Raw genomic sequence first — 25,196 nt, forward strand, 5'->3', positions numbered from 1 at the left:
AGCATGGCGGCAAGGATGGGATCGACGACACAGAAGGAGGCCGAGAAGGCCGCCGGCAAGGGCGATGCGGAACGGCGCGGCCGCAAGGCTTCCAAGGAGACGCGGCAGCTGCAGCTCATTGAGGCGACGATCGATTCACTAGCCAAGCGCGGCTATTCCGACACCACCATGGCCGATGTGGCCGATGGCGCGGGGCTGTCGCGCGGCATCGTCAACTTCCATTTCGAGAGCAAGGAAAAGCTGCTCGTCGCCACCTTGCAGCACATGTATGACGAATATTCCGCGCATTGGCGCAACGCGCTGCAGAAGGCCGGCGACGATCCGGCGCGCCGGCTGCAGGCGCTGGTGGCGGCCGATTTCGACCGTTCGATTTGCAACAAGCGCAAGCTGGCCGCCTGGTGCGCCTTCTGGGGCGAGGCCAAGTCGCGCCCGACCTACCAGATGCTGAGCGGCGCGCGCGACGAGGCTTACCAGCAGACCATCGTCGAGCTGTGCACGCAGCTGAAGCAGGATGCCGCCTACGACTACGACGCGGAGGCGACTGCGCTGGGCCTGAGCGCCATGCTGGAAGGCTTGTGGCTGCGCCTGATGATCAACGCCGAGAGCGTGACCCGCGAAACGGCCCATCAGGCAGCAGTGGACTATCTGGCCTCGGTCTTTCCGAAGCATTTTTCGCGGGAAGCCGCAGGCCGGCGGAAGATCTCATGACACGATAACAACCAGAGGGTGGAACGATGAGGGAATTGACCAGAAGGCTTTCGATGAAACTGGCGCTGGGAGGAGCGCTCTGGGTGTCTGCTGCCGGCCTTGCCTCAGCCGCCGACAAGGATCTGGTCATCTTCGACTGGGCCGGCTACGAGGACCCCGCATTCCATCCCGCCTATGCCGAAAAGCACGGGGATTCGCCAACCTTCACCTTCTTCGGCGACGAGGACGAGGCCTTCGAAAAGACGCGCTCCGGCTTCAAGGCCGATCTCGGCCATCCCTGCTCGCAGAGCGTGGTGAAGTGGCGCGAGGCAGGGCTGCTGCAGCCGCTCGACACCTCCAAGATCACCGGCTGGAATGATCTCAACCCCGGCATCATGGCGATGAAGAACCTCGCCACCGACGAGAACGGCACGGTCTGGTTCATGCCCTGGGACTGGGGCAACACCGCCGTGACCTTCAACAGCGAGAAGGTGGACGAGAAGGACATCCAGTCGCTGAAGGCCTTCGCCGATCCAAAGTTCGAGGGGCGGGTTTCGATCGGCGACAATGTCGACGACGCCTATGCGCTGGCGAGCCTGGCCATCGGCCTGCGCGACTGGACGCAGATGACCGACGAGCAGTTCAAACAGGCGTCCGACTTCCTGCGCCAGGTGCACAAGAATGTCCGCCTCTACTGGACCGACAACACCGAGATCGTGCAGGCGATGAGCGGCGGCGAGGTCGAGCTCGCCTGGGCCTGGAACGACGCCGCCACGCAGCTCGCCAACGATGGCGCGCCGGTGAAGATGAAGCGCGACACCGACGAGGGCATCTCCACCTGGGTCTGCGGCTATGTCCGCTACAAGGACGCACCGGGCTCGGAGGAAAAGGCCTATGACTATCTGAACGCGGTGAACGACCCGGCCATTGCGGGCTACCTCGTGGGCGATTGGGGCTATGGCCAGGCCAACGCCAAGGGCATGGCCTCGGTCGATCCGGCCGTGCTCGAGGAGAAAGGCTATGCCGATGTCGACAAGTTCCTCGACAAGACGCTGTTCCAGTCGCCGCTGCCCAACGAGCTCAAGCTGAAGATGATCGCCGAGTTCGAGAAGATAAAGGCGGGTTATTGAGCCGCAAGCAGGCAAAGACGGATGTCGTGATCGTCGGGGCCGGGTTCACCGGCCTTTCGGCGGCGCAGGAACTGCGCCGCGCCGGCGTGGACTTCGTGATCCTCGAGGCGCGCGACCGGGTGGGCGGGCGCGTCGAGGCGCGGCGCAACGGCCTCGGCGAACTGGTCGACACCGGCGGGCAGTTTCTGTGCGACGACATGCCGGAACTGATGGCGCTGGTGAAGGCGCGCGGCAAGACGCGGGTGGAGGCCCATGTCGACGGCGAATTCATCGCCCAGCCGCCCTTGCCGGGCGATGAGGCCGAACGGAACTATCTCCGTGTCATGGAAATCCGCGAGCGCATGAACGGCATCGAGCCGGACGATCCGGCAATTGCCGGGCTGACCGTTGCGGAATGGCTGGAGCGGCAGCACGACCCGGTGGACGCCAAGGCAGGTTTTCGCTCGATGATCGAGGGCCTGTGGTGCCAGGCGCTGGAGAAGGTGCCGCTGTGGCACCTGATCGACAATGACCGCCGCATCACCAACGACCAGTCGGAGCTGCAGTATTTTCTGGCCGAGACCATGCAGTCGCTGGCCGACGACCTGGCGCGCGATCTTGGCGACCGGCTGCGGCTCGGCGCGGCGGTGACGGCAATCGAACATGCGTCGGGTGGCGTGAAGGTGATGGCCGGCGACCGCGTGTTCGAAGCCCGTTCGGTGCTGGTCGCGGTGCCGCCGATGATGGCCTCAAAGCTCGCCTTCTCGCCGCCGTCGCCGGCTCGGCTGACCCAGGCGCTCGGGGTCTGGCACAGCGGAGTGGTGATCAAGGTTCTGGTGCGCTACTCCCGCGCTTTCTGGCGCGAGCGGGGGCTGAGCGGCATGGTCATGTGGCGCAACCTGCCGGGGCTGTTCGCCTGCGATGCCGGCAAGGATGAAAACCATCCGGCGCTGGTCGTCTTCATCGGCGGACCGCTGGCGCTGCGTTGGGGTGGCCTGGACGAGACCGCACTGCGCGGCGAAGTGATGTCGCGGCTGGTGGCGGCGCTGGGGCCCGAGGCCGGAGCAATCCTCGACTTCAGCTACAGAAGCTGGATCGATGATGCCTGGAGCGGCGGCGCCTACAGCGACCTCATTCTCGATGTAAATGCCACGGATGCGGAAGACGTGCTTCTGGCCGGCGCTTCGCCGGTGCATTTCGCGTCGTCGGAGCTGTCGCCGTCCTTCCCCGGCTATATCGAGGGAGCGATCGTGGCGGGTCGGATTGCGGCGCACAAGGTGATGGCTGATTTGCAGGAAACGACCTGAGTTGCAGTGCAATTCCCAAGGTCGATTGGTGCGTCCTTCGAGGCTCGCCCAAAGGGCGAGCACCTCAGGATGAGGGAGGTTGGAGCCTGTCTCACCCTCTCATCCGAAGCGTGTCGGGCAGAGCGTCTCAGGAATTGGCTTGAAATGCGCAGGCCGCCCTCATCCTGAGGTGTGACCCTGAGTGCCGGCGGTCCTCATCCTGAGGTGCGAGCGCAGCGAGCCTCGAAGGGCGCACCGTCAATCCGCCAGCGCCACCAGTGCGTCCGGATCGTAGGCGAGGCGGATGGGTGCGCCGACCGGAATGTCGTCGGCGCCGAAATCGTTGGTCTCGGTGACGGAGAGCGGCTTTTCCAGCCCCGGTATTTCCACGATCAGATGGGTGATCTCCCCAAAATAGTGGCGCTCGACCACGCGGCCGGCCACTTCGAATTTCGCTTCCGCGTCGTCCCACAGCACGCGCAGGCGCTCGGGCCGGATGCCGAGCGTGGCCGCCTTGCCGTTGCGTACGAAGGCGGCCGGCTTGTCGGTCCTGACGCGGCCGAAGCCACGGGTGTCGACGACCAGCGAGGCGCCGTTCTCCTCCACGATCTCGGCCTTGACGAAGTTCATGCCGCCGAGGAAGTCGGCCACCTGACGGTTCACCGGGCGCTGGTAGATCTCCTTGGGCGAGGCGACCTGCGCGATGCGCCCGCCGAACATCACCGCTATGCGGTCCGACATGGCCAGCGCCTCGTACTGGTCGTGGGTGACCAGGATGAAGGTGATGCCCACCGCCTGCTGCAGCCGGCGCAGCTCCACCTGCATCTGCTCGCGCAGCTTCTTGTCCAGCGCCGAAAGCGGCTCGTCGAGCAGCAGCACCTTGGGCCGCATGACCAGCGCACGCGCGAGCGCGACGCGCTGCCGCTGGCCGCCCGACAGCTCGGTGGCGCCGCGCTTGCCGAGCCCGGTGAGCGAGACCTGCGCCAGCGCCTCCTCGACGCGGCGCTTTTCTTCCGCCGCGCCGAGCTTCAGGCGCTTCAGCCCGTAGGCGACGTTCTGCTCGACATTGAGATGCGGGAAGATGGCGTAGCTCTGGAACACCATGTTGGTGGGGCGCCGGTTGGCCGGGATGCCGTCCATTGGTTGGCCGTCGACGGCGATGGTGCCGCTGGTGGGGTTGTCGAAGCCGGCGATCATGCGCAGAAGCGTGGTCTTGCCGCAGCCGGATGGCCCCAGCAGCGAGAAGAACTCGCCCTCGCGGATGGTCAGCGAGGCGTCGTCCAGCGCCTTGAAGGCCCCGTAGCTGCGCGTGACATGTGAGATCTCGATCATCGTGCGATGATCGGCGGACGTGCGTTCGGGCATCGGTTTCTCAGGCAAGGACGCCTCCGGTGTTTTGTGTGCGGCGCGCGGCGCGGCGGCGCAGCAGTTCGGCAATGGTGAGCAGCAGGAACGAGCCGACCAGCAGCAGCGTGCCGAGCGCCAGCACGCCCGGCAGCTTGGCAGCGAAGCGCAACTGGCCCCAGATGTAGATCGGCAGCGTCGGCTTGGTCCCGGTGAGGAAGAAGGCCATGATGAACTCGTCGAGCGAGATGGTGAACGAGACGAGCAGGCTGGAGATGATCGCCGGCGACACCATCGGCAGCGTCACCCGCCGGAAGGTGCCGAAGGCGGTCTCGCCGAGGTCGGCTGAGGCTTCCTCAAGGCTGCGGTCGAAGCCCTCGAAGCCCGAGGTCAGCACGGTCAGCGAATAGGGGATGCAGACCAGCACGTGGCCAAGAACCACGGTCATGAGCGACAGGTCGAGCCCCATCTGCATAATGACCAGGAGCATGGACACGGCCACGATGATCTCCGGCAGCACCAGCGGGGCCATGATCAGCCCGTTGATAGTGCGGCGGCCGGGAAAGCGATAGCGGGTGATGGCGCGTGCCGCGCAGATGCCGAGCACGGTGGAAAGGATGGCGGCGGCGATGCCGACCAGCAAGCTGTTCCAGGCTGCATCGAGCAGGGCCGGCGTGTTGGGAAGCTCCTCGTACCATTTGAGGGTGAGGCCAGCGAGCGGGAATTTGGGAGTGACCGCGGTATTGACCGAGAAGATCGGCAGGAAGACCACCGGCAGGTAGAGAAAGACGATGTAGAGGCCGGCATAGACCGGCAGCCACCTGGAAAAAATCTTGCGCAGGACTTTCATCGCGCCAGCCTCGATGCACTGCGGATGATTAGGACCGCGGCCGCCGCCATGGCAGTGACGATGACCATGGTGGTGACCGCAAGTGCCGCGCCCAGCGGCCAGTTGGCGGCCTTGCTGAACTGCGCCTGGATGGCATTGGCGATCATGACGCCATCCTTGCCGCCAACGAGGCGCGGCGTGACGAAGTCGCCCACCGTCGGGATCATGACGATGAGCAGCGCCGCGACGACGCCCGGCGACGACAGCGGCAGCGTGATGCGCAGGAAGCGGCGCAGCGGCCCGTCGCCGAGGTCGGTGGCAGCCTCGATCAGCGAGCGGTCTACCTTCTCCAGCGACACGAAGATGGGCAGGATGGCGAAGGCGGCCCAGGCATGGGTGAGCGTGATGACCACTGCGCTGGTGTTGTAGAGCAGGGCGGTGGAGGGCTCGCTGATGAGGCCGAGGCCCATCAGGCCGGAATTGAGCACGCCGTTGTAGCCGAGGATGACCTTCCACGACATGACGCGCAGCAGATAGCTGGTCCAGAAGGGAATGGTGATGAGGAACAGCCACAGCCCCTTGTGTCGGCCGCCGTGGAAGGAAATGAAATAGGCGATCGGATAGGCCAGCACGACCGTGAACAAGCTGACCAAAAGCGATATCCACAGCGACCGCATGAGCAGGTCGCGGTAGATCGGCTCGGTCAGGGCGACGCGGTAGTTTTCCAGCGTGAAGGTGCGGTCGATGGTGAGATAGTTCTGGGTCCAGAAGCTGTGCGCGACCACCACCAGGATCGGCACCACCAGCAGCACAAGCGCGTATAGAAAGGTCGGGCTGATCAGGGCAAAGCCCTGCGCGGATTCGGTTTGCAGAAGGGAGCTTCTTCGGCGCCGGCCCAAAGCGAGCGGCGGTGACCCTTCCGCGGCCGCTGTCATTGGTGCGGTTCTCGCAAAAGTGCGGCTGCGCAGGCTTCCGGCATGTCCCACCCATTCGTTGCCGGCGTCGCGGTTCCCGTCGCGCACCGTGCTTTCTTTCTCTCAACAAGAGCCCATTCGTGGATTGAAATCAAGCGCTATTTCTGAGATATTGATTGAACGGACATTCAATATGAGGGCTTTGGAAACAGACGATTCCAAAGCGCGGAGCGGTCCGGAAACGCGAAACCAGGCTCATGGAAAGGCTAGGAAAATGGCGGCGGCACAGGACATGACGGCGGCGAATGCGCTGGGCCATGAGGAGGCGGTCGAGCTTGCCAGGCGCCATCTGATACAGCCCTGGCCGACAGCCGGCGAAATCGGCGCGGAGGCGCGCAGCCTGATCGGCGAGGGCGAGGGCATCTATATCACCGACGGCGACGGCAGGCGGCTGATCGACGGGCCGGCGGGCATGTGGTGCGTCAATGTCGGCCACCGCCGCGAGGAGCTGGCGCGGGTCATGTACGACCAGGCCATGCAGCTCTCCTACAATACGCCTTGGTACACGATGAGCGAGGCATCCGCCGTGCTTGCCGAGCGCATCGCGGGGCACGCGCCGGGCGATCTCAACCATGTCTTCTTCACCACCGGCGGCTCTTCGGCGGTGGAAAGCGCGCTGCGCTTCATGCAGTTCTACAACAATGTGCGCGGCCGACCGGAGAAGAAGCTGATCCTGTCGCGCGGCGGCGCCTATCACGGCTCGACCTATCTGTCTGCCTCGCTCAACGGCCGCCCGCGCGACCGCGACTGGATGGATGGCGCCGACGATCTGGTGATAAAACTTTCGTCGCCCGATCCGTTCCGGCGGCCGTCGGGCATGAGCCTGACGGCCTTCGCCGACCAACTGGTTGCCGAGTTCGAGGAGACGGTGAAGCGGATCGGCGCCGACAAGATCGGCGCCTTTGTGGGTGAGCCTGTGCAGGCCTCGGGCGGGGTCATCGTGTCGCCGGAAGGCTATCTGCCGCGCATCCGCAAAATTTGCCGCGACAACGACATCCTGTTCATTTCCGACGAGGTCGTCACCGCCTTCGGCCGCCTTGGCCACGTCTTCGGCTCGCAGGACGTGTTCGGCATCGAGCCCGACATCATCACCTTCGCCAAAGGCGTGACCTCTGGCTATTTCCCGCTCGGCGGCATGGTGGTGTCGGAGCGCCTGCTGGAGGAACTGCGCCGCTCCAACCATCCGACGGCGATGTATGCCCATGGCCTGACCTATTCGAGCCATCCGGTTGGCTGCGCGGTGGCGCTGAAGAACCTCGACCTCCTTGAAGGCGGCGTGCTTGCCCATGCGCAGGCCGTGGCGCCCTATTTCCAGGCGCAGCTGAAGACGCTGGAGGAACTGCCGCTGGTGGGCGAGGTACGCGGCCTCGGCCTCATGGCCTGCGTGGAATGCGTGGCCGACCGCGAGAGCAGGAACCCGCTGGAGCTGGATCGCAATGTCGGCATGCGCATCGATGCCCACTGCCACGAGCTTGGCCTGCTGGTGCGGCCGCTGATCAACATGTGCGTTATGTCGCCGCCACTCATCATCACCAGGGCGCAGATCGACGACATGGTGGGAATCCTGCGCGAGGGCATTTCGCGCACGATGGACGATCTCAGGAAAGAGGGCGTTTGGCGGGGATGAGGGGGGGATGGCGCGACGAACGCTGGCGTGAACCCTTCACCGACGCAGATTCCCACGATATGAATGCCGCATGTTGCTGATTGTTGGAACAATCCGGTTGCCGCCTGACAACCTAATGGCTGCGCGTCCAGTGATGGCTCGGATGGTTCTGGCCAGCCGTGCTGAGGATGGTTGCGAGGAATATTCCTATGCGGAAGATGTTCTCGATCCCGGGCTCATCCACGTCAAAGAGATGTGGCGCGACCAGGCGGCGCTGGATCGGCATTTTGCCTCGGAACACATCGCGGCATGGCGCACGACATGGCAGGAACTTGGGATAGGCGAGCGTAACCTGCGGGTTTACGAGGTGGGGCCCCCTCGCTCGACCTGAATAGGGAGCCGAGTTCCCACCTGACGGACGTTCGCCCTGGCTGTTCGTCTCAGGATTTCAGCGAATGAGATCCGCCACCCTGGCTCCCAGAGCCCGAACAAGATCGTCGGGGCGCATGCGAATTTGCAGGCCCCTCTGGCCGCCGTTGAGGAAAATCTCGCCCTCCAGCGTGGCCATTTCCTCCACCGCCGTCGGCACCTGCTTGCGCTGGCCGAAGGGGCTGATGCCGCCGACCTTGTAGCCGGTCAGGCGCTCGGCGTCGGCGGGCTTCATCATGTTGGCCGACTTGCCGTCGAAGGCGGCGGCGACCTTCTTCATGTTGACCTCCTGATCGGAGGGAACCACCACGCAGGCCGGCTTGCCGTCGACCTCCACCATCAGCGTCTTCAGCACGATGGAAGCGGGAACGCCCATCGCCTCGGCAGCCTGCAGTCCCACCCGCTCGGCATTGGCGTCGTAGTCATAGGCAGCCACCGTAAAGGGCATACCGGCCTTGGTCAGCGCGAGCGTGGCGGGCGTTGTCTTGGACATGGCCCTTTCTGTAGCAGAGCGGGTGCGCCGGGCAAGCAGGCTACCGGGGAAGGGCCCCGGTAGCCCGGCAAGCCGGGCGGCGGTCAGCCCTCGAAGTCGAATATCAGCAGCTCGCTGAAGTGGTTCATGTCCTCGAACGAGCAGAAGGCCGGCGGATCGAGTTCGAGGACCGGCATCTGCCGGCGAATATCGGCGGCAACCTCGTCCAGCATGGCCTGCCAGCGCGGCAGCGCGTCCTCTTCCAGCCAATCGATCGCGTAGGCGAAAGTGATGTGGAAGGGGTATTCGTCGTGGTCGGGATGGCGATAGCCGAGAAGGTCGGCGAGAGCGTTGCGCCAGTCCCGCACGACCTTGCGGTCATGCTGCGTCGCACCCTCGACCAGCAGCCCTGACGGCCGGGCATGCGTCACCTCGACCTGAAACGGCTCGAAGAAGGAAAGCGCCTCCAGCCGATCGGCCATGATCTCGGTCATTTCGTCGATCGGGGTGTCGAGCGAAATGCCCTCCGGCCAATATTCCGGCTTCCGGCGGTATTCGATGATGCCCTGGAAGAGCGTCATGTGCAGGCTGGTGATTGGCGTGAAGACGAACTGGGGCGCTTCGGGCATGGCCAGGTATTTGTTGCGCGCTTCGATCAGGACATCCTGCGTGCGCGAACCCTTCGTCACATGGCTGACAATGGTGTTGCCGGGTTCGGGCAGAAAGCCCCCGGTTTTGCCATAGCGGGTTCCCAGATGTGGCGGCGGGGTCGAATTGCGGGTCCTGGCATAGGCAAGCAGTTCGGGAGAAACAGAATCGAGAAGCATCGTGTTACCCATCGGTTGGTGGATCTCAGCCTTTACGTGCCGACCAAGAAGGATGGATGACGGCCCGGCGGTCGGTTGAGGACATCGCGCAAGATGGATGGTTGCGGACAGGGGATTGGGCAGTTGCCAGTCATGTGCCCATGGCAGCAAGCCGGGAACAAGGGCGGTTCCCGGCTCTGCTGCGCTGTCATTCCGCTTGACGGAACCGAGGGTTCGCGCCGTCAGGCAGCTCTCACGAAGCCCATATTGTCGCCGATGACGGTTGTTGGGCCGATTGGCAGCGGTTCGGGATCGCTGATTTCAAGCTGCACGAACTCCAGTCTGTCCTTCCATGCCTTCTTGAGAAAGTCCGAGAAGGCGAGAATGGTGAGCTGTTCGCCCGGGCAGCGCCGGTAGCCGAACCCGAAAGGCGCGAAGCCGGCATAGTCGCACACGGGAAGCGGCCTGTTGTCGACCTTGCCGAACACCGTCCCGAAGGCGCTGTTTTCCATCGACCCCTTGCGGCCATCCTTCAGTTCGAAGCTCGTCTTGTCGAACGGGCATCTTGCAAAGCCCATCGAAAGCGCCTTGGCTTCATCGATGTCCTGGCTGGTGGGTTGGCTTTCATAGCGGGACGGATCAAAGTCGGTGGGGTTCTTCCAGTGCACCGGATCCTTGCTCGTTGAAGTGTGCGGGGTCACGATATAGCCATGCCGCTCGAAATATGGCGGCCTGGTTTCGGTCAGGGCTGAAATGCTGCCGCCATTGGGCGAAATGGTGCGGAACAGCTCCATCGTGAAGCGCTCCAGCGGCGTGAACGGAGCACCATTGGCGTTGTCGAAGTCGCTCTCCATGGTCTGCTTGAACCATGACCTGGCTTCCGGGTCGCCGGTGCCGGTGCCGAGCTTCAGCATGATGTTGTAGAGCGTGTTCCCCCACTGGCTGAACGCCACGAAATTGTGGAAGCATTCGAAGACGACGTCCTTGGGGCTGAAAAATTCGCCGTCCCCGGCGTTCTTGATCCAGTACCAGGCAAAGGTCTTGTCCGGGTTCGGAATCTTTCCGCCTTTCAGGTCGGCAATCTTCTCGTCGATCCAGGCCTTGAGGTAGTCCAGGTTCGAGTGGACGATCATGTAGTTGTCGAAGACGATGCGTTGCGTCGGATCGCGGTAGGCAAGGACGGTATTGAAGGCATTTCCGATCTGCCGGATGCGGTCCGGTATCTGGTCGTGCGTCAGGCCGAGGTGCAGGTCCCAATAGAGATCCCAATAGGCCTCGAGATAGGGCCGCATCAGCGGCTTCCTGGCATTCTCTTCCGACATCAGCTTGTCGAAAAATGTCGTGACTTTCCCGCCGTATTTCTCCCGGTAAAGATCAGGCGTCACGGCCGACATGTAGATCCGCTTCCTGCGATTGTCCGGGCCGCGTTTTTCGAGCCCCTGCAGGAAAACCGTCACGCCGTGTTCGGGAGCCGGCCGCCAGCTGTCGCTCAGCAGGCCCCAGAGGTCGTAGGGCAGGGCGTTTTCCTTAGTGAGGGCAACACCGATCATGGGAAGCATGGGCTCCTCCCCGTGATAGGTGCTCACGAGGAAATAGGGGACGATGACGTTCTCGAAGTAGTCGGGGTCGAACCCGGCGGCGAACTGGGCTCGCAGACGAGCCGCAGCCGAAGCGGCGTCGGCCGGCGACAGGGGCTGGCCGGGCGCTGGCGGCGATTGCGGATGAGCGACATTTGCCGACAAAGCGGCAGCGGCGGCGGTTGCGCCGCCGGTCAGGAACGTACGCCTTTTCATGATCGGCTCCTCTGGAGCGAGCGGGTGGCTCGAAATTCGCGTCGAATGCCTGCCAATTGCTGTCAGAGAGCTAGGCCGCGCTTGCCGTTCGGCAAGAGCTTCGTCCCACCGTTACTTGTGCCGCCATGCCTGCCTGGGCTGTGGCTTCCGATCGACTATAGAACGAGGGCCGCGACGGATCGCGGCCCTGCCAGAAACGGTCGTCGGAAGCAGCACTGCGCTATGCGCGCGACCGCATCGCCGCGTTGATGTTGGCCATGTCATTCTCCTCCGGGGCGGTCTCCAGCGACAGCACCGGGATCTGCGCGCGCATATGGTCGTGGTGGGTGCGCACGCCATATTCGAGGTCGGAGAGGTAGAAGCCGGCAAACCCCTTCGACAGCGTGGACTCGTTGGACCATACGGAGAGCTGCACGTCCTCGGCCTGGGTGTCGCGGTCGATGCGATAGGAGAGGTAGCGCGCGGCGGCCCCTTCGCGGCTTTCGTCGCGGTAGCGGTAGATGGCGCCGCGCAGCAGCGTCTCGCCGGTCGACAGCGGGAATTCCTGGTAGAACTGCGCGGTCTCCGGCGTCACCGCGATCACCGCATTGGGAAACATGCCGTAATAGATCCACGCCTTCTTCAGCCGCTCGGGCAGGTGTGCCGGCTCGGGCGCGACATTGATGTAGCGCCCCACGCTCCAGCGGCGGCCGGCATGCGGATTGTAGGTAGCGAATGAGCGCGAGACGCCATTGACGAAGGGCTCGTCATAATAGCTCGCGCCATAGAGGTCCTGCAGCGCCGGGTGCGCCATGGCGACGTGATAGCCCTCATTGTCGACGTCGCGCACCGACTTCCAGTTGACCGGGCTGGTCTGCGTCCACACGCCGTTGGCCGGCACCATTTCGGGGATGCCGTAGTGCGAGAGCTCCTCCTCAAAGGGTTTCAGCAACTCGGCCACAGCGGGCTGCGGCCCCTTGCGGAAGCGGATGAAGATCAGCCCCATCCAGATCTCGAGATCGAGCGGGGGCAGGCCGAACTCGTTCTTGTCGAGCTCGGGGAAGGATTTCGGACGTGCCGCACCCCGCAGCGTGCCGTCGAGATTGTAGACCCAGCCATGGAACGGGCACACCAGCGCGTTTTTGCAGTTGCCGCGCTCGTCGGCCACCACGCGGCTGCCGCGGTGGCGGCAGATGTTGTGGAAGCCGCGCACCACGCCATCCTTGCCACGCACCACCAGCGCGCGCTCGCCCACGATGTCCATGGTGAGGTAGTCGCCGGGCTCGGGCAAATCCGAGACATGGCCGATGATCTGCCAGTGATTGCGGAAAAGGTGCTCCTTTTCCAGCTCCAGCAGGGCCGGGCTGTGATAGGCCCAGCCGGGCAGCCCGCGCCGATCCCAGTCGGTTGGAACCCTTATATCGCGAATGTGCGGGTTCATTGCTCCACCTCCCTTATATTGAATTGTTGTTCAATATAAACATATTTATCGTTTATTTGCAATAGTTTATGATTTCAAACGATTTTCCAAGGGTGGCGCGAGCCGCATTCTCGGCTGGCTGCAGAGCCTCTGCGAGCCGAAAAAGCCGCGTCTTTTCCGGGCGTTAATCGAAAGCAGGGGCAACAAAAAAAGACGCCGGCTCGGAGGCCGGCGCAGAGGGGATTCTGATTGTAGGAATGTGCCGCGGAAGCGGCTTTATTTTTCGGTTTCGGCCTTGATCTTGCCGACCTCGTCGGCGCTCAGTTCGCCCACCGTGGTCACGGTGCCGTCCTGGATCCGCCACAGGCGGAACGGGCCGGTGATGTCGCCATACTGGTCGAAGCTGACCGGGCCGATGACGCCTTCATACTTGATCGGCTTGCCTTCCTTGATGAGGGCCAACGCCTTGGCGAATTCTTCCTTGCCGGCGTGGATCGGCTCGCCGCCCTCGGCCACCACCTCGGGGATGGCGGCCTTGATTGCCGCCGCATCGGCCTTGCCGGCCTTGGCGATGGCAAGGGCGACGATGGCGCCGGCGTCATAGGAGCGGTCGGCGGCCGGTGCATCGGCCTTGATGCCGCCGGAGAAGGCTTCGAAATTGCCGTTGAAATATTCGGTCGAGGCCGTCGGGCTGGTGCCGGACGAGGTGCCGAAGGCGTCGTTGAGATATTGCGCGCCGACGCTCTCGACGAATTCGGCCGAGTTCATGCCGTCATTGAGCAGGAATTTCGCGGCACCGCCGCCCGAGATCCAGGCACGCGCGATGGTGGCGCCGTCGACCGGATAGCTGATCAGGTAGAGCGCTTCGGGGTCGCCGTTCATCGCTGCGCTGGCTTCGGACGAATAGTTGGCCTGCTTCTCGTTGTAAGGCGTGACCGAGGTGATGGTGCCGCCGAGCTTTTCGTAGGCCGCCTTGAACTCGCGCACCATGTTCACGCCGAAGTCGTTGTTGACGTGGACGATGGCGAGCTTCTTCAGGCCCTGGTCGAGCGCGTATTTCGCCGCGGCCGTGCCCTGAAGCGCATCCGAGGTTATGGTGCGGAAGAACACGCCGTTGGTCTTGCCCTCGCGGCCGAGCTCGGTCAGCGTCGGCGAGGAGGAGGCGGGCGAAACCTGCACCACGCCGGCAGGTGCCGTGACCGAGGTGAGGATCGGGATCGACACCGAGGAGATGATGCCGCCGATGACGACCGGCACCTTCTTGATGTTGACGAGCTGGGTGGCCTGGTCGACCGCGACGTTGCCCTGGCTCTGGCTGTCGCGGGTGTCGGTCACCAGCTTGCAGCCGTCGACGCCGCCGGCCTCGTTGACGTCGCGAAACGCCATTTCGACGGCCTTGGCGCCGGCCTGGCCGTATTCGCCGGCAGGGCCGGTCAGTTCCATCACGAGGCCCACGGTGATGTCGCAGTCGGCGGCCAGCGCCGGCAGCGCCGAGGCGCCGAGCGCCGTCAGCAGGGTGGTGGCGAGAAGTGTCTTGCGCATTTGGTTCCCCTTGGTTGTGGCTGCCGGTTTGTCGTCCGGATGCCGGTCTTGTTTCGATTCCGGGCTGTCTGTCGAAGGCGCCGCGCTCATGCCGCGCCCTTGTTGAGATTGTATTTCATGATCGAGCCGTGGCGGCCGTGGCGGTCGCGCTCGAGCGTGTAGACGTCGCCGTCGAGCTCGTTGGCCTGCGCCAGTACACTGTCGATCTGGGCATGGTCATCCGCCGTCAGCGCGAGGTCGGAGATGGCGAGGTTGGAGGGCAGGTGCGAGCGGTTGCGTGCGCCGACGATGACGGCAGCGACGCCGGGCCGCTTGAGCATGGCCGCACTCGCCACCGTGGCGATGTCGGTGCCGTGCCGGTCTGCGATGCCGCGCAGCGTCCGCAGAAGGGCCTGGAACAGCTCCCAGCCGCCGATATCGTCGATGATCAGCTTGTATTTGACCAGCGAGCGGTTCTCCAGGTCGTCGCCCGGTTCCTGTGCGCCCAGCCACTGGTCGCTGAGGAAGCCGCCGGCCACCGTGCCGTAGCAGAGGAAGGAGACGCCGTGCTCGGCCGCTGCCGCCGCCATCTGCTTGGCCGGGCGGTTGTCGAGCAGCGAATACTGTACCTGCATCGACACCAGCGGCACGCCGGCCTTGATGATGTCCAGCATGTGCTGCGTGTCGAAATTGGTGGCGCCGATGTTGCGGATCTTGCCGGCCCGGCGCAGCTCTTCCAGCCAACGCGCCGCTTCCACCCAGCGCGGCGCGGCATAGTCCCACCAGTGGAACTGGACGAGGTCGAGCCGCTCGACGTTGAGTCGCCGCAGCGACTGGTCGATGATGTCCTCGACATGCGACTTGGTGAGGCGCGGCAGGACGTTGAGGTCGGGCACGAACTTGGTGTGCACGCCGATGCGCTTCAGCGCTGCCTCGCCGCGCAGGTCGCGATAGTGCAGCCGGAAGCGGCCGATCAGCTCCTCGACGCCGGTGTAGATGTCGGCGCAGTCGAAGGTGGTGATGCCCGCATCGGCGAAGGCCACCATGTCGGAGACCGGATCGTCGCTCACCAGCGCGCCATGGCCGCTGGCCATCTGCCAGCCGCCACGGATGACGCGCGAGATTTCGTAGTCCGGTGTCAGTCTGGTTCTTTGCATGCTTGTCTCAATCGTCCTGAAGCGGCACTGCCGTGGTGGCGGCATGGCTGAAGCGGCGCAGGCCGGTGCGGGTAATGCGGAAGCGCGAGGTGCAGTTGGGGTCGGGGCAGGCCACCTCGGCGTCGGTGGTCATCCAGTCGTTCTTGTGGGTCGGCCGCTGCTTGGCCGGCAGGAGCGGCAGCAGCGAGGCGAGCGAATAGATCGAAAAGCCCTGGCCGGGCGGCAGGTGCAGCATTTCGCCGTGCATCTCGAAATAATCGCCGACCCTGGCGCCGCAATAGATGGCGCCGCCTTCGGGCGCGACCACTTCGACGCGCAGGTCGTAGAGCTCGAAGGAATCGTCCTTTGCGTCAGCCATTGTGCGGGGCCCTTTCTGCGACTTCCTCGGCGTCGAGGCGGCCGCGAATGAGATTGAAGGAACGGGTGATGTCGTCGGTCAGCGCCTTGACCGAGCCCGCGGTATCGCGACGTTCCAGCGCCTCGATCAGCGCCCAGTGGTGATGGGTGGCCGAAATGTCGCGGAACTCGTCGTGGATGTGGGCGGCGGCGCGCACATAGGGGCCGGACTGCAGCCACAGGCTTTCCACGATCGGGATCAGCACCTCCGAGCCGGCGGCGCGGTAGATGTAGAAGTGGAAGGCATGGTTAAGCTCGGAGGTGGCCTGCGCCTTGTCGATCTCGTCGTCATGGCTGCGGAAGGCTTGCTCGCAGGCGACCGTCAGCTCCTTGAGCCGGACGAAGTCTTCCGCCGTGAGATTGGGCACGGCCAGCGCGGTCATCTGGCCCTCGATCAAACAACGCGCGCGGGCAAGGTCCTCCAGCCGCTCGCGGGTGATGACGGGAACGCGCACAGAGCGGTTGGGCAGCGCCTCCAGCGCCTGTTCGGAGACCAGCCGGCCCAGCGCGTCGCGCACCGGCATGGTGCTGGTCTGGAGAGTTGCCGCAAGGTCCTGGATGCGCAGCATGTCGCCGGCGTCGAACATGCCGTAGATGAGCGAACGGCGCAGTTCGGCATAGACACGCTCGTGCAGCGTTTCGCGGCCGACGGGCGAGAGGGCACTGCGCTGGCTGCTCATGGACGCGGCCCCGGCCAAGGCGAGCCGCCCTGCTTCATTTGATGATGTTTCCGATCGGGCATGGGTACCGCCATTCGAAACTCGGATGCCGCAGGTCTGCGACGGCAAATTTTTAGTTGCAATCATGCATGATGTAAAGTTTGATCAAACATCATCGATCAGAATTTTGATGCCAGGAACCATGCCCACCGCTTCCCCCGCCCAGAACGGCCAAAGAGACGCCGAAGCGCCGCCGCCGTTCATCGAGGCGCGCGACCTTGCCAAGCGGTTCGGTGGCGTATCTGCCGTCGACGGCATGTCGATCACCTTGCGGCGCGGCGAGATGGCCGGGCTGATCGGCCCGAACGGAGCGGGCAAGACCACGCTTTTCAATCTTCTGGCCGGTAGCCTGAAGCCGGATTCCGGCTCGATCCGCATCGCCGGCCGCGAGGTGGCGCAGGAAGGGCCGGACCGGCGCATCGCACGCGGCGTCGGCCGCACCTTCCAGATCCCGCGGCCCTTCGCCGAAATGACAGTGCTGGAAAACGTGCTGACCGGCGGGCAGGGCCAGGCCGGCGAGCACATCTGGCAGAACTTTTTGCGACCCGGCCGTGTGGCGGCTCAGGAGCGGGCAGCGGTCGAGAAGGCGCGGGCGCTGCTCGATTTCGTCACGCTTTCGGCCTTGGAGCATGAACCGGCGCGGGTGCTTTCGGGCGGCCAGCGCAAGCTGCTCGAACTCGCGCGCATCCTTATGGCCGATCCGGAGGCGATCCTGCTCGACGAGCCGGCTGCCGGCGTCAATCCGAGCCTTCTGGAACTCATCATCGACCGCGTGCTGGAACTCAACACACAGGGCAAGTCGATCCTACTCATCGAGCACAATATGGAAATGGTGGCGCGGCTGTGTGGGCGCGTGGTCGTCATGGCCACCGGCAAATATCTGACCGAAGGCGCGCCCGACGTGGTGGCGCGCGACCCGGCCGTCATCGAAGCCTATCTCGGCGGGGTCGCGGCATGACGGCGGCACTTTCCACCCGCGCGCTGGTCGCCGGCTACGAGCGCGACCTGCCCATCGTGCGCGGCGTCGACCTCGACGTGAAGCAGGGTGAACTGGTGGTGGTGCTGGGCCCGAACGGGGCCGGCAAGTCCACTTTGGTCAAGGCGATTGCCGGGCTGGTGCCGATCCATTCGGGCACCGCTGCGCTCGGCAGCCTCGACATCACCACTGTCCCGGCGCATGAGAAGATCAGGCACGGCCTGGCCTTCGTGCCGCAGACCGAAAACATTTTTGGCACGATGTCGATCAACGACAACCTGCTGCTGGCGGCCAACATCCTGCCCAAGGAGAAGCGCAGCCGTCGCATTGCCGATGTCTACGCCATGTTCCCCGACCTTGCCGCGCGGCCTTCGCTGCGCGCCGGCCAGCTTTCGGGCGGCCAGAGGCAGATGCTGGCCGTGGCGCGGGCGCTGGTCGTCGAGCCCTCAGTGCTGATCCTGGACGAGCCGTCGGCCGGCCTGTCGCCGAAGATCGTGGCGGAGGTGTTCGCCCGGTTGAAGGAGATCAACAAAGCGGGCGTCACCATCGTGCTGGTGGAGCAGAATGTGAAGGCGGCCCTGGCCATTGCCGACCGCGCAGTGATCCTCGTGGAAGGTCGGCTGCGCCACGAAGGCCCGGCCGCGACGCTTGGCGATGACCCGATCGTGGCCGAGCTCTATCTCGGCGCGCGCCGAGAAACCCGGACGGTGACGCCATGAACCCGCAGGCACTCATGGACGGGCTGATCACCGGCTCGATGATCGGGCTCGGCGCCATCGGCGTGACGCTGACCTATTCGATCCTGCGTTTTGCCAATTTCGCCCATGGCGAATTCATCGCCTGGGGCGCCTATATCGCGCTCGCAGTCAGCAGCGCCCTGGGCTACCTGGCCGGCGGCTTGCCGACGCCCATCGGCCCGTTTTCCTTCGGCTGGTCGCTGCCGGTTGCGGCGGTGGTGGCGGTCGTGCTCACCGGCGCCCTGGCGCTGCTGGTGGATGCGCTGCTGTTCGGCCGGCTGCGGGCGCAGCGCAGCTCGGTCATCATCATGGTGATGGCGAGCTTCGGCGCCGCTCTCACCCTGCGCAGCCTGCTCGAATTCATCTTCACTTCCAAGCCGGCCTACTACACCAAGGCGCTGCAGATCGCGCTGCCGCTGGGCGGGGGCCTGCGCGCCACGCCGGACCAGCTGCTGTCGCTGGGCGTCGCGGCCGTGCTGGTGGTGGCGGTGCACCTGTTGCTCACGCGCACGGCCATCGGCCGCTCGATGCGCGCGGTCAGCGAAAACCAGCAGCTTTCCGGCGTCGTCGGCATCGACGTGCGCAAGGTGGTGCGCATCGTGTGGATGCTCGGCGCGGGGCTTGCCTGCATGGCCGGCATCATGGCCGGTCTGCTGGTGCAGATCCGCCCGCATATGGGCCTGGACCTGCTTCTGCCGCTGTTTGCCGCCGCAATCCTGGGCGGCATCGGCAGCGTGCCGGGCGCCATGCTGGCCGGCCTTATCGTTGGCCTGGCCGAAGCCTTCGCGGTGCAGCTTGTGGGCGCCGAATGGCGCGCGGCGGTGGCCTTCGTTATCCTGGTGCTGGTGCTGTTGATGCGGCCGCAGGGCCTGTTCGGGAGGCCCGAATGAGCGTCGAGCTGATCGGCTACGGCTGTTTCTTCCTGACCATGGCGTTGACCTATGCCATCATGTGCCTGGGCCTCAATGTCCAGTGGGGGCAGACCGGCCTGTTCAATGTCGGCATCGCCGGCTTCGTTGCCATCGGCGCCTATGTCTCGGCGCTTCTGACCACGCCCGAAACCGCCAACCGCTTCGGTGGCTTCGACATGCCGATCCTGGTCGGCTGGCTGGGCGGATCGCTCGTGGCGGCACTTTTGGCCTTCCTCATAGGCGCGCTGACGATAAGGCTCAGGGCCGACTATCTTGCCATCGCCACCTTCGGCGTGGCGGTGACGGTGCAGCTTTGCGCGCTCAATCTCGAGCCGATCACCGGCGGGCCCTTCGGCATCGGCTTCATTCCGCGGCCATTCGCCAGCTTTGCCGGCGACCCGCTGCTGTTTTCGCTGTTCAATCTCGGCGTGCTCGTGGTGGTGGTGGCGCTGCTTTATCTCGCGCTGGAGCGGCTGGTGCGCAGCCCCTGGGGGCGCGTGCTGCGCGCCATCCGCGAGGACGAGACGGCGGCACTCGCGCTGGGCAAGAGCGCGGTGAAATTCCGGCTGCAGGCCTTTGCCATCGGCGGCGGCATCATGGGGCTTGCCGGCGCAGTGCAGGCGCATTTCATCGGCTTCATCGCGCCGGAAAACTACCTGCCGATGCTGACCTTCCAGGTCTGGGCGATGCTGATCGTCGGCGGCTCGGGCAACAATCGCGGCGCCATCCTCGGCGCGGTGCTGGTGTGGGGGCTGTGGGCGGCCTCGGCCGGCGCGATTGCGTCACTCTTCCCGCCCGGGCAGCAGGCGCGCGCGGCCGCGCTGCAGATCGTCATGATCGGCGTCGGGCTCTGCGCCATCCTGCTCCTGCGCCCGCGCGGCATTTTGGGCGAGGAGAAGGTGGTGTCGCGCCATCTCGGCAAGCTTTCCTCCGCCTTGCGCCCCGGCGCAAAGCCGGCAACTCCCAAGCAATGAACGGTGCCTTCCATGCAGAAAATTCCTGACCACATCGAGCTCGGCGGCGGGCTGAACATCAGCCGCCTGGTTTGCGGGCTGTGGCAGGTGGCCGACCTGGAGAAGGACGGCACCACGCTCGACCCGGAAAAGGCGGCCGACGCGCTGGAAGCCTACGCGAAGGCGGGCTTCGACACATTCGACATGGCCGACCACTACGGCAGCGCCGAGATCATCACGGGGCGGCTGCTGGCACGCTACGGCAAGGACCAAAAGCGTCCGCTGGCCTTCACCAAATGGTGCCCGGAGCCGGGGCCGATGACGGCCGAGATCGTGCGCAAGGGCGTGCAGGAGCGGCTCGATCGGCTCGGCGTCGACAAGGTCGACCTTTTGCAGTTCCACTGGTGGACCTTCGAGCATCCGGCCTGGCTCGACGCGCTGCACGAGATGGCGCGGCTGAAGGAGGAGGGGCTGATCGGCGCCATCGGCGTCACCAATTTCGATGCCGCGCATCTGGCGGTGGCGCTGGCCGATGGCGTGCCGCTGGCCACCAACCAGGTGTCGTTCTCGCTGGTCGACCGCCGCGCCGCCGGCGCGCTTGCCGAACTCTGTGCCCGCACCGGGACAAAACTGTTTGCCTATGGCACGCTGTGCGGCGGCTTCCTGTCGGACAAATGGCTGGGCAAGTCGGAGCCGACAGAGATACCCGACTGGAGCCGCTCGAAATACAAGCGCTTCATCGACACTGCCGGCGGCTGGGAGCCGTTCCAGGGCATTCTGGCTGCCGCCGCCGAGATCGGCCGGAAGCATGGCGTTTCGATCTCCAACGTCGCGTCGCGCTGGGTGCTGGAGCACGAGGCGGTGGCCGCGACCATCATCGGCGCGCGCATCAGCGAGAACGAGCACCGCGCCGACAACCTCAACGTCTTCAATTTCGCGCTGGATGCCGAAGACAAGGCCCGGCTGGAAGAGGCATTCGCGGCCACAAAGCCGATCCCGGGAGACTGCGGCGATGAATATCGCCGCCCGCCCTTCCTCACCGCCTCGGGCGACCTCAGCCACCATCTCGACGCCATTCCGTCGGTCTACAAGGCGGAGCCTATGCCCGGCCGGCCCGACCGGCTGCGCGTCTCCTCCGGCAGCGTCTGGGAGCCGATCGCCGGCTTCAGCCGCGCGGTGAGGGTGAAAGACGTGATCCGCGTTTCGGGCACCACCGCCACCCATGGCGCCGACCGCTGCGTGGCGCCGGGCGATGCCGGCGCGCAGACCACCTACATCCTCGACAAGATCGCCGCCGCCATCTCAGCACTTGGCGGCCGCATCGAGGACGTGACGCGCACGCGCATCTACATTCGCGACGCCGCCAAATGGGAGCCGGTGTCGCGCGCACATGGCCGCGTGTTCGGCGAGGTGCTGCCTGCCAACACGCTGATCGAGGCGGGCGATCTGGTCGGCGACTACGAGGTGGAAATCGAGGCCGAGGCTATCGTCTGAACCTCTTCGTGAGCAAAGCGCCGGCTGACGAAGCGTGAGCCGGCGAGCCCGAAGCGCCAGGGGTGCTCGACCGCGCGGCTGATGCCGATGCGGCGGCCGGCCACGATGCCGACCTTGCCGTTGCGCGGCGATAGCGTGATCTCCGGCCCGCCGAGCGGCAGCCCGTCATGCGAGCGGTCGATGGCCAGCGCTTGGCAGAGCTTTCCGGGGCCGGAACACAGTTCCCTGATGTCGGTGAGTCCGCGCCGCGCCTGCATTGTCTCGATGCCGGCGGTTGGCTCCAGCGCACGGATCAGCACCGCGCTGCCCGGCTCGCACACGAAATTCAGGCACCAGTGGATGCCGTAGGAGCGGTAGACATAGGCGTGGCCCGCCGGCCCGAACATGGCGGCGTTGCGCTCGGTGGGGCCGCGAAAGGCATGGGAGGCCGGGTCGTCGCGGCGATAGGCCTCGGTCTCAACGATGATGCCGCCGACGCCATGGGCACGGATTTCGACACCGATCAGGTCCGGCGCGACGGCAACCGCATCTCGTTCGAAAAAGCTTCGGTTGTTCATGGCGTGTCGGAGAATATCACGGCTCCATCTGCCTGCCTCGCCGGCTCGACTATTTTCATAGCCGCTGGAGAAGCTGCCGGTCACCTTCCTTTCCCAGCCGAAGGCCCTAGTTCTTCGCGCGGGGAGTGCTGTACTGGAGGATACAAAGATGTTCTCTCGTAAGAACTTCGTGGCGCTCGCGGCTGCCGGCGCGTTGATGACGTTTGCATTTCCGGCCTTTTCCTATCCGGTCGTGCCCGAGCAGACGCAGCAAGCAACGGGCAACTCGGTCGAATATGTCGGCTGGCGATGCGGGCGAGGATGGCACATGAACCGCTGGGGCCGCTGCGTTCCGAACCGGGCAAGGCTGCGGGGCGTCTGCGGCAGAGGCTGGCATCTCAATCGCTTCGGCAGGTGTGTTCCCAACCGTCAGTTCGTCCGGCCGTGCCCGAGAGGAATGCACCTCACGCCGCGAGGCTTCTGCGTCGCCAACAGGTGGTAGATCTCTGCCGGCGACGGCGAGGCTCGATTGGGGCTGCCTAGGTCAACCAGGAAACCCGGCCTGTCGTGATGTCGTGCATCGCGGCCGCGATCTTCAGCTTGCCGCCATCGACCAGCTTGGCGATGATTTCGCTGCGGCCTGTCAGGCTTGCGGCGGTCAGCCTTGCGTTTGCCTCGGCCACTTTCTGGACGAGCTTTGTGTTGTGCGAATCGTGCGGCCCGTCGGCTGGCGTGAGGGTGGCGAGGGCCGGGTCCAGGTTCTCGAGCAGGTCCGTGATATGGCCCAGCTTCACGCCATCCACGGCGCTCTTGATCGCCCCGCAGGAATTGTGACCGAGAACGACGATCGCCTTGGCGCCGGCCACCTGAGTGGCGTATTCGAGGCTGCCGAGAATATCGACATTGACGAAATTGCCTGCCACGCGGGCGCAGAAAACGTCGCCGATCCGCTGGTCGAAGACGATCTCGGGAGGCACCCGGGAATCGATGCAGCCGACAATTGCCGCAAAGGGCGATTGTTGCCCCGCCGTCCCTTTGACCTGCTCCATGAGGTCGCAGTTGATCGAGTGGCCGCCTACAAACCGTTCGTTGCCGGCCTTGAGCAGGGAAATCGCGTCGTCTGGCGAGGTCTCTTCCTGGCGCGTGTGCGTGAAAACCGCGCATTCGGGCTGCTGCGCATGAGCGGCGGTGGCGATCAACGGCAGGCTGCCCAGAAGACAGCCGCAGAAATTACGTCTCGTCAGCATATCTTCTCCACAAGCTGCTGCAGGCACTAGCCTTTTACGTTGCCGAAAGGGTGCGCAAATTCGCCCTGCGGGTCAATCCAAATCACGTCCGATGCACGACTTTCCCTATCGGCACCTGCACCAGCGGAGAGCGGCCGCTGCTGGCCGCCTCGTTCGCGCACTGATGGGAACAAGGGCGCGTCTGCGAGTCGCGTTGTCGCCTCGATGGGGCAACGTTTTGCCGCGCGTGGAACTTTTCTGTTCCCTATTCGTTTCTAAAGGTTCGTTCGATAGGGCCAGCCTTCGCGATTGTCGCCTGGAGGCCCATTTCCCGCGTTCATCGCAGGCCTGAGCTCCACGGACGTGTTTCCTTGGAGAAGAAGATGAAACGCTATCTCTCAACACTCGCATGGTCGGGGTTGCTGAGCATTGGAGCGCTCGCAGGCGCATCCGCGTTTGCCGCAGGCATTCCAAGGTCAGTTCCCGAGATTGCCCCGACGGTCGAAGCGGCCGGTGGGGCTTTCCGCACTCCAATGGCGCAGCCAACGGAAGCCGGCCAGACATGCGGCTCGGCCCCCTGCCAAGGCACGCTTGAGCCAGCCGTGCTTGTGAAAAAGTCCTCTGACAGCACGGCGAGCGGCCTTCAGTTCGTCCGAGGCGGCTTCGGGGGCGGTTTCCACGGCATGGGCGGTGGCTTCCACGGCATGGGTGGAGGCTTCCACGGAGGCTTCCATGGCATGGGCGGCGGGTTCCATGGATTCCATGGCATGCATGGCGGTTTCCATGGATTCCATGGCGGACACTTCCACGGCAACCGCTTCTTTGGCGGCGGCGGAGACTGGGATGATTGGGGGTGGGGCTGGTTCGGTCTGGGCCTGCCCTGGCTATACCCCTGGTACGCAGGCTATTACGACGGAGGCTACTACGGCTATCGTCCGGCGTATTACTACGGCGGATGGCACCACAGGCACTCCGCTTGGTGTCGCCATCACTATCGCTGGCACCGGGGCCACCGCGTTTGCGTATACCGTCACTGACGTGAAGTTTGCCGGCCCGCCGCTCTCCGTGGCGGCGGGTTCTTTGCGTTTCGGGAAAGCTGTCCGGCGGTGTGTGGCAGCCGTCAGTGAAACGGGCGCACCTCGACGGGCGCCCGGCAGGCGATGGCGGCCTTTCGCCCCCACGCCAGCGCCTCGTTCAGGTCAGCGGCTTCCAGCACCCAAAAACCGCCCACGTGCTCCTTGGTCTGCAGATACGGCCCGTCGGTGATGACCACCTCGCCATCGCGCTGTGCCCGCAATGACCTCGCGCTGCTTGCCGGGTGCAGGCCGCCAACGAAGATCCTGACACCGGCAGCCTCCATCTCCTCGTTCAGCACGTCGATATCGCGGGCCATCGCTTCGTCCTCCGCGACGGACGGGTCGTAGTCGTCGGGATGGTGAATGGCGACCAGGTACCGCGCCATGGCTTCTCTCCTGCAACGGTCTTCGGACAGCCCGATTGACCTGCCTTCACGACATTGACGAACGGGCGGGCCGGAATCCGACAAATAGTGCAGGAAATTTCGGTCCTCTGCTACTTGAACGAATGCAGGCGAGCCATAAGCCATCTCGAGGCGTCGTGGCCGGCGCGGATTGCACCGACACTGATGCGGCGCCGTCGTTATGGACTGACGAGATCTCTGATTTTGCTGGTGATCCCGACAGGAATCGAACCTGTGACCTACAGATTAGGAATCTGCCGCTCTATCCTACTGAGCTACGGGACCAGCCGAGACGACACATAGCCGCTTCAGGCCGTTTCGCCAACGGGTTTCGGACAATTTTCCAATGTTGGCCT

The 25,196-nt window shown here is 64.6% G+C and carries 25 protein-coding genes and 1 tRNA gene; 10 read left to right on the top strand and 16 right to left on the bottom strand.

Features of this window, described 5'->3' with window-relative positions; genetic code table 11:
- Positions 1-15: 15 nt before the first annotated feature.
- Genes betI through ABLE86_RS17815 form a run of 3 tightly spaced genes read left to right on the top strand, consistent with a single transcriptional unit; the run spans position 16 to position 3,103 of the window.
- Positions 16-708: a transcriptional regulator BetI gene (gene betI, locus ABLE86_RS17805; RefSeq protein WP_348780308.1), complete on the top strand. Its 693-nt coding sequence runs from the start codon at positions 16-18 to the stop codon at positions 706-708.
- A gap of 26 nt (positions 709-734) precedes the next feature.
- On the top strand, positions 735-1,817 hold the full coding sequence (locus ABLE86_RS17810) for a polyamine ABC transporter substrate-binding protein (RefSeq protein ID WP_348780309.1): 1,083 nt from the start codon (positions 735-737) through the stop codon (positions 1,815-1,817).
- A complete protein-coding gene (locus ABLE86_RS17815) occupies positions 1,814-3,103 on the top strand; it encodes a flavin monoamine oxidase family protein (protein ID WP_348780310.1) in 1,290 nt (429 codons plus the stop codon). Before ABLE86_RS17810 ends, ABLE86_RS17815 begins: the two co-directional genes overlap by 4 nt.
- A gap of 237 nt (positions 3,104-3,340) precedes the next feature.
- On the opposite strand, the gene ABLE86_RS17820 is transcribed toward ABLE86_RS17815, so the two are convergent.
- Genes ABLE86_RS17820 through ABLE86_RS17830 form a run of 3 tightly spaced genes read right to left on the bottom strand, consistent with a single transcriptional unit; the run spans position 3,341 to position 6,190 of the window.
- Positions 3,341-4,414, bottom strand: coding sequence for an ABC transporter ATP-binding protein (locus ABLE86_RS17820; RefSeq protein WP_348780443.1), 1,074 nt, complete (start codon positions 4,412-4,414; stop codon positions 3,341-3,343).
- Positions 4,415-4,454: 40 nt separating this feature from the next.
- Positions 4,455-5,276 (bottom strand): ABC transporter permease, encoded by an 822-nt coding sequence (locus ABLE86_RS17825; RefSeq protein WP_348780311.1) that lies wholly within the window; start codon positions 5,274-5,276, stop codon positions 4,455-4,457.
- Positions 5,273-6,190: an ABC transporter permease gene (locus ABLE86_RS17830; RefSeq protein WP_348780312.1), complete on the bottom strand. Its 918-nt coding sequence runs from the start codon at positions 6,188-6,190 to the stop codon at positions 5,273-5,275. Before ABLE86_RS17830 ends, ABLE86_RS17825 begins: the two co-directional genes overlap by 4 nt.
- Positions 6,191-6,443: 253 nt before the next feature.
- Between ABLE86_RS17830 and ABLE86_RS17835 the strand changes: the two genes are divergently transcribed.
- Both ABLE86_RS17835 and ABLE86_RS17840 read left to right on the top strand, forming a co-directional pair.
- Positions 6,444-7,856 carry an aminotransferase gene (locus ABLE86_RS17835; protein WP_348780313.1) on the top strand — a complete coding sequence of 471 codons (1,413 nt, stop codon included), beginning with the start codon at positions 6,444-6,446 and terminating at the stop codon, positions 7,854-7,856.
- 70 nt (positions 7,857-7,926) lie between these two features.
- The gene (locus ABLE86_RS17840) at positions 7,927-8,226 is read left to right on the top strand and encodes a putative quinol monooxygenase (RefSeq protein ID WP_348780314.1); all 300 of its coding nucleotides are present in this window, start codon (positions 7,927-7,929) and stop codon (positions 8,224-8,226) included.
- Between the two features lie 57 nt (positions 8,227-8,283).
- Here the strand turns inward: ABLE86_RS17840 and ybaK are convergent, their stop codons facing one another.
- The 8 genes from ybaK to ABLE86_RS17880 all read right to left on the bottom strand — a co-directional run bounded on the left by ybaK (position 8,284) and on the right by ABLE86_RS17880 (position 16,488).
- On the bottom strand, positions 8,284-8,757 hold the full coding sequence (ybaK, locus tag ABLE86_RS17845) for a Cys-tRNA(Pro) deacylase (RefSeq protein WP_348780315.1): 474 nt from the start codon (positions 8,755-8,757) through the stop codon (positions 8,284-8,286).
- Between the two features lie 83 nt (positions 8,758-8,840).
- Positions 8,841-9,563: a DUF1868 domain-containing protein gene (locus ABLE86_RS17850; RefSeq protein ID WP_348780316.1), complete on the bottom strand. Its 723-nt coding sequence runs from the start codon at positions 9,561-9,563 to the stop codon at positions 8,841-8,843.
- Positions 9,564-9,784: 221 nt separating this feature from the next.
- Positions 9,785-11,335: a hypothetical protein gene (locus ABLE86_RS17855; RefSeq protein ID WP_348780317.1), complete on the bottom strand. Its 1,551-nt coding sequence runs from the start codon at positions 11,333-11,335 to the stop codon at positions 9,785-9,787.
- A 220-nt stretch (positions 11,336-11,555) separates the two neighbouring features.
- Positions 11,556-12,755 (bottom strand): aromatic ring-hydroxylating dioxygenase subunit alpha, encoded by a 1,200-nt coding sequence (locus ABLE86_RS17860; protein ID WP_348780318.1) that lies wholly within the window; start codon positions 12,753-12,755, stop codon positions 11,556-11,558.
- 255 nt (positions 12,756-13,010) lie between these two features.
- Complete coding sequence (locus ABLE86_RS17865) at positions 13,011-14,276, bottom strand: ABC transporter substrate-binding protein (RefSeq protein ID WP_348780319.1); 1,266 nt, start codon at positions 14,274-14,276, stop codon at positions 13,011-13,013.
- Between the two features lie 86 nt (positions 14,277-14,362).
- Complete coding sequence (locus ABLE86_RS17870; RefSeq protein ID WP_348780320.1) at positions 14,363-15,412, bottom strand: aldo/keto reductase; 1,050 nt, start codon at positions 15,410-15,412, stop codon at positions 14,363-14,365.
- Positions 15,413-15,419: 7 nt separating this feature from the next.
- Positions 15,420-15,770: a TIGR04076 family protein gene (locus ABLE86_RS17875; protein ID WP_348780321.1), complete on the bottom strand. Its 351-nt coding sequence runs from the start codon at positions 15,768-15,770 to the stop codon at positions 15,420-15,422.
- The gene (locus ABLE86_RS17880) at positions 15,763-16,488 is read right to left on the bottom strand and encodes a GntR family transcriptional regulator (protein ID WP_348780322.1); all 726 of its coding nucleotides are present in this window, start codon (positions 16,486-16,488) and stop codon (positions 15,763-15,765) included. Before ABLE86_RS17880 ends, ABLE86_RS17875 begins: the two co-directional genes overlap by 8 nt.
- Positions 16,489-16,669: 181 nt before the next feature.
- Between ABLE86_RS17880 and ABLE86_RS17885 the strand changes: the two genes are divergently transcribed.
- Genes ABLE86_RS17885 through ABLE86_RS17905 form a run of 5 tightly spaced genes read left to right on the top strand, consistent with a single transcriptional unit; the run spans position 16,670 to position 21,598 of the window.
- Positions 16,670-17,485, top strand: a complete 816-nt coding sequence (locus tag ABLE86_RS17885) for an ABC transporter ATP-binding protein (RefSeq protein WP_348780323.1) — start codon at positions 16,670-16,672, stop codon at positions 17,483-17,485.
- Positions 17,482-18,222: an ABC transporter ATP-binding protein gene (locus tag ABLE86_RS17890; protein ID WP_348780324.1), complete on the top strand. Its 741-nt coding sequence runs from the start codon at positions 17,482-17,484 to the stop codon at positions 18,220-18,222. Before ABLE86_RS17885 ends, ABLE86_RS17890 begins: the two co-directional genes overlap by 4 nt.
- A complete protein-coding gene (locus ABLE86_RS17895; protein ID WP_348780325.1) occupies positions 18,219-19,130 on the top strand; it encodes a branched-chain amino acid ABC transporter permease in 912 nt (303 codons plus the stop codon). The genes ABLE86_RS17890 and ABLE86_RS17895 overlap by 4 nt, the downstream gene beginning before the upstream one ends.
- Positions 19,127-20,125 (top strand): branched-chain amino acid ABC transporter permease, encoded by a 999-nt coding sequence (locus ABLE86_RS17900; RefSeq protein WP_348780326.1) that lies wholly within the window; start codon positions 19,127-19,129, stop codon positions 20,123-20,125. Before ABLE86_RS17895 ends, ABLE86_RS17900 begins: the two co-directional genes overlap by 4 nt.
- A gap of 12 nt (positions 20,126-20,137) precedes the next feature.
- A complete protein-coding gene (locus ABLE86_RS17905) occupies positions 20,138-21,598 on the top strand; it encodes an aldo/keto reductase (RefSeq protein WP_348780327.1) in 1,461 nt (486 codons plus the stop codon).
- Here ABLE86_RS17905 and ABLE86_RS17910 read toward each other — a convergent pair.
- From ABLE86_RS17910 to ABLE86_RS17930, 5 genes are all read right to left on the bottom strand, one after another.
- Positions 21,562-22,155 carry a DNA-3-methyladenine glycosylase gene (locus ABLE86_RS17910; protein ID WP_348780328.1) on the bottom strand — a complete coding sequence of 198 codons (594 nt, stop codon included), beginning with the start codon at positions 22,153-22,155 and terminating at the stop codon, positions 21,562-21,564. The genes ABLE86_RS17905 and ABLE86_RS17910 overlap by 37 nt on opposite strands.
- A 518-nt stretch (positions 22,156-22,673) precedes the next feature.
- The gene (locus ABLE86_RS17915; protein WP_348780329.1) at positions 22,674-23,381 is read right to left on the bottom strand and encodes a carbonic anhydrase; all 708 of its coding nucleotides are present in this window, start codon (positions 23,379-23,381) and stop codon (positions 22,674-22,676) included.
- 455 nt (positions 23,382-23,836) lie between these two features.
- Positions 23,837-24,154, bottom strand: a complete 318-nt coding sequence (locus ABLE86_RS17920) for a hypothetical protein (protein ID WP_348780330.1) — start codon at positions 24,152-24,154, stop codon at positions 23,837-23,839.
- A 326-nt stretch (positions 24,155-24,480) separates the two neighbouring features.
- The gene (locus ABLE86_RS17925) at positions 24,481-24,822 is read right to left on the bottom strand and encodes a YciI family protein (RefSeq protein ID WP_348780331.1); all 342 of its coding nucleotides are present in this window, start codon (positions 24,820-24,822) and stop codon (positions 24,481-24,483) included.
- Positions 24,823-25,048: 226 nt separating this feature from the next.
- Positions 25,049-25,125, bottom strand: a tRNA-Arg gene (locus tag ABLE86_RS17930).
- Positions 25,126-25,196 lie beyond the last annotated feature (71 nt).

Origin of the sequence: Mesorhizobium sp. KR2-14 (genome assembly GCF_040049255.1) — a bacterium.
In the GTDB taxonomy this organism is placed as follows: Bacteria; Pseudomonadota; Alphaproteobacteria; order Rhizobiales; family Rhizobiaceae; genus Pseudaminobacter.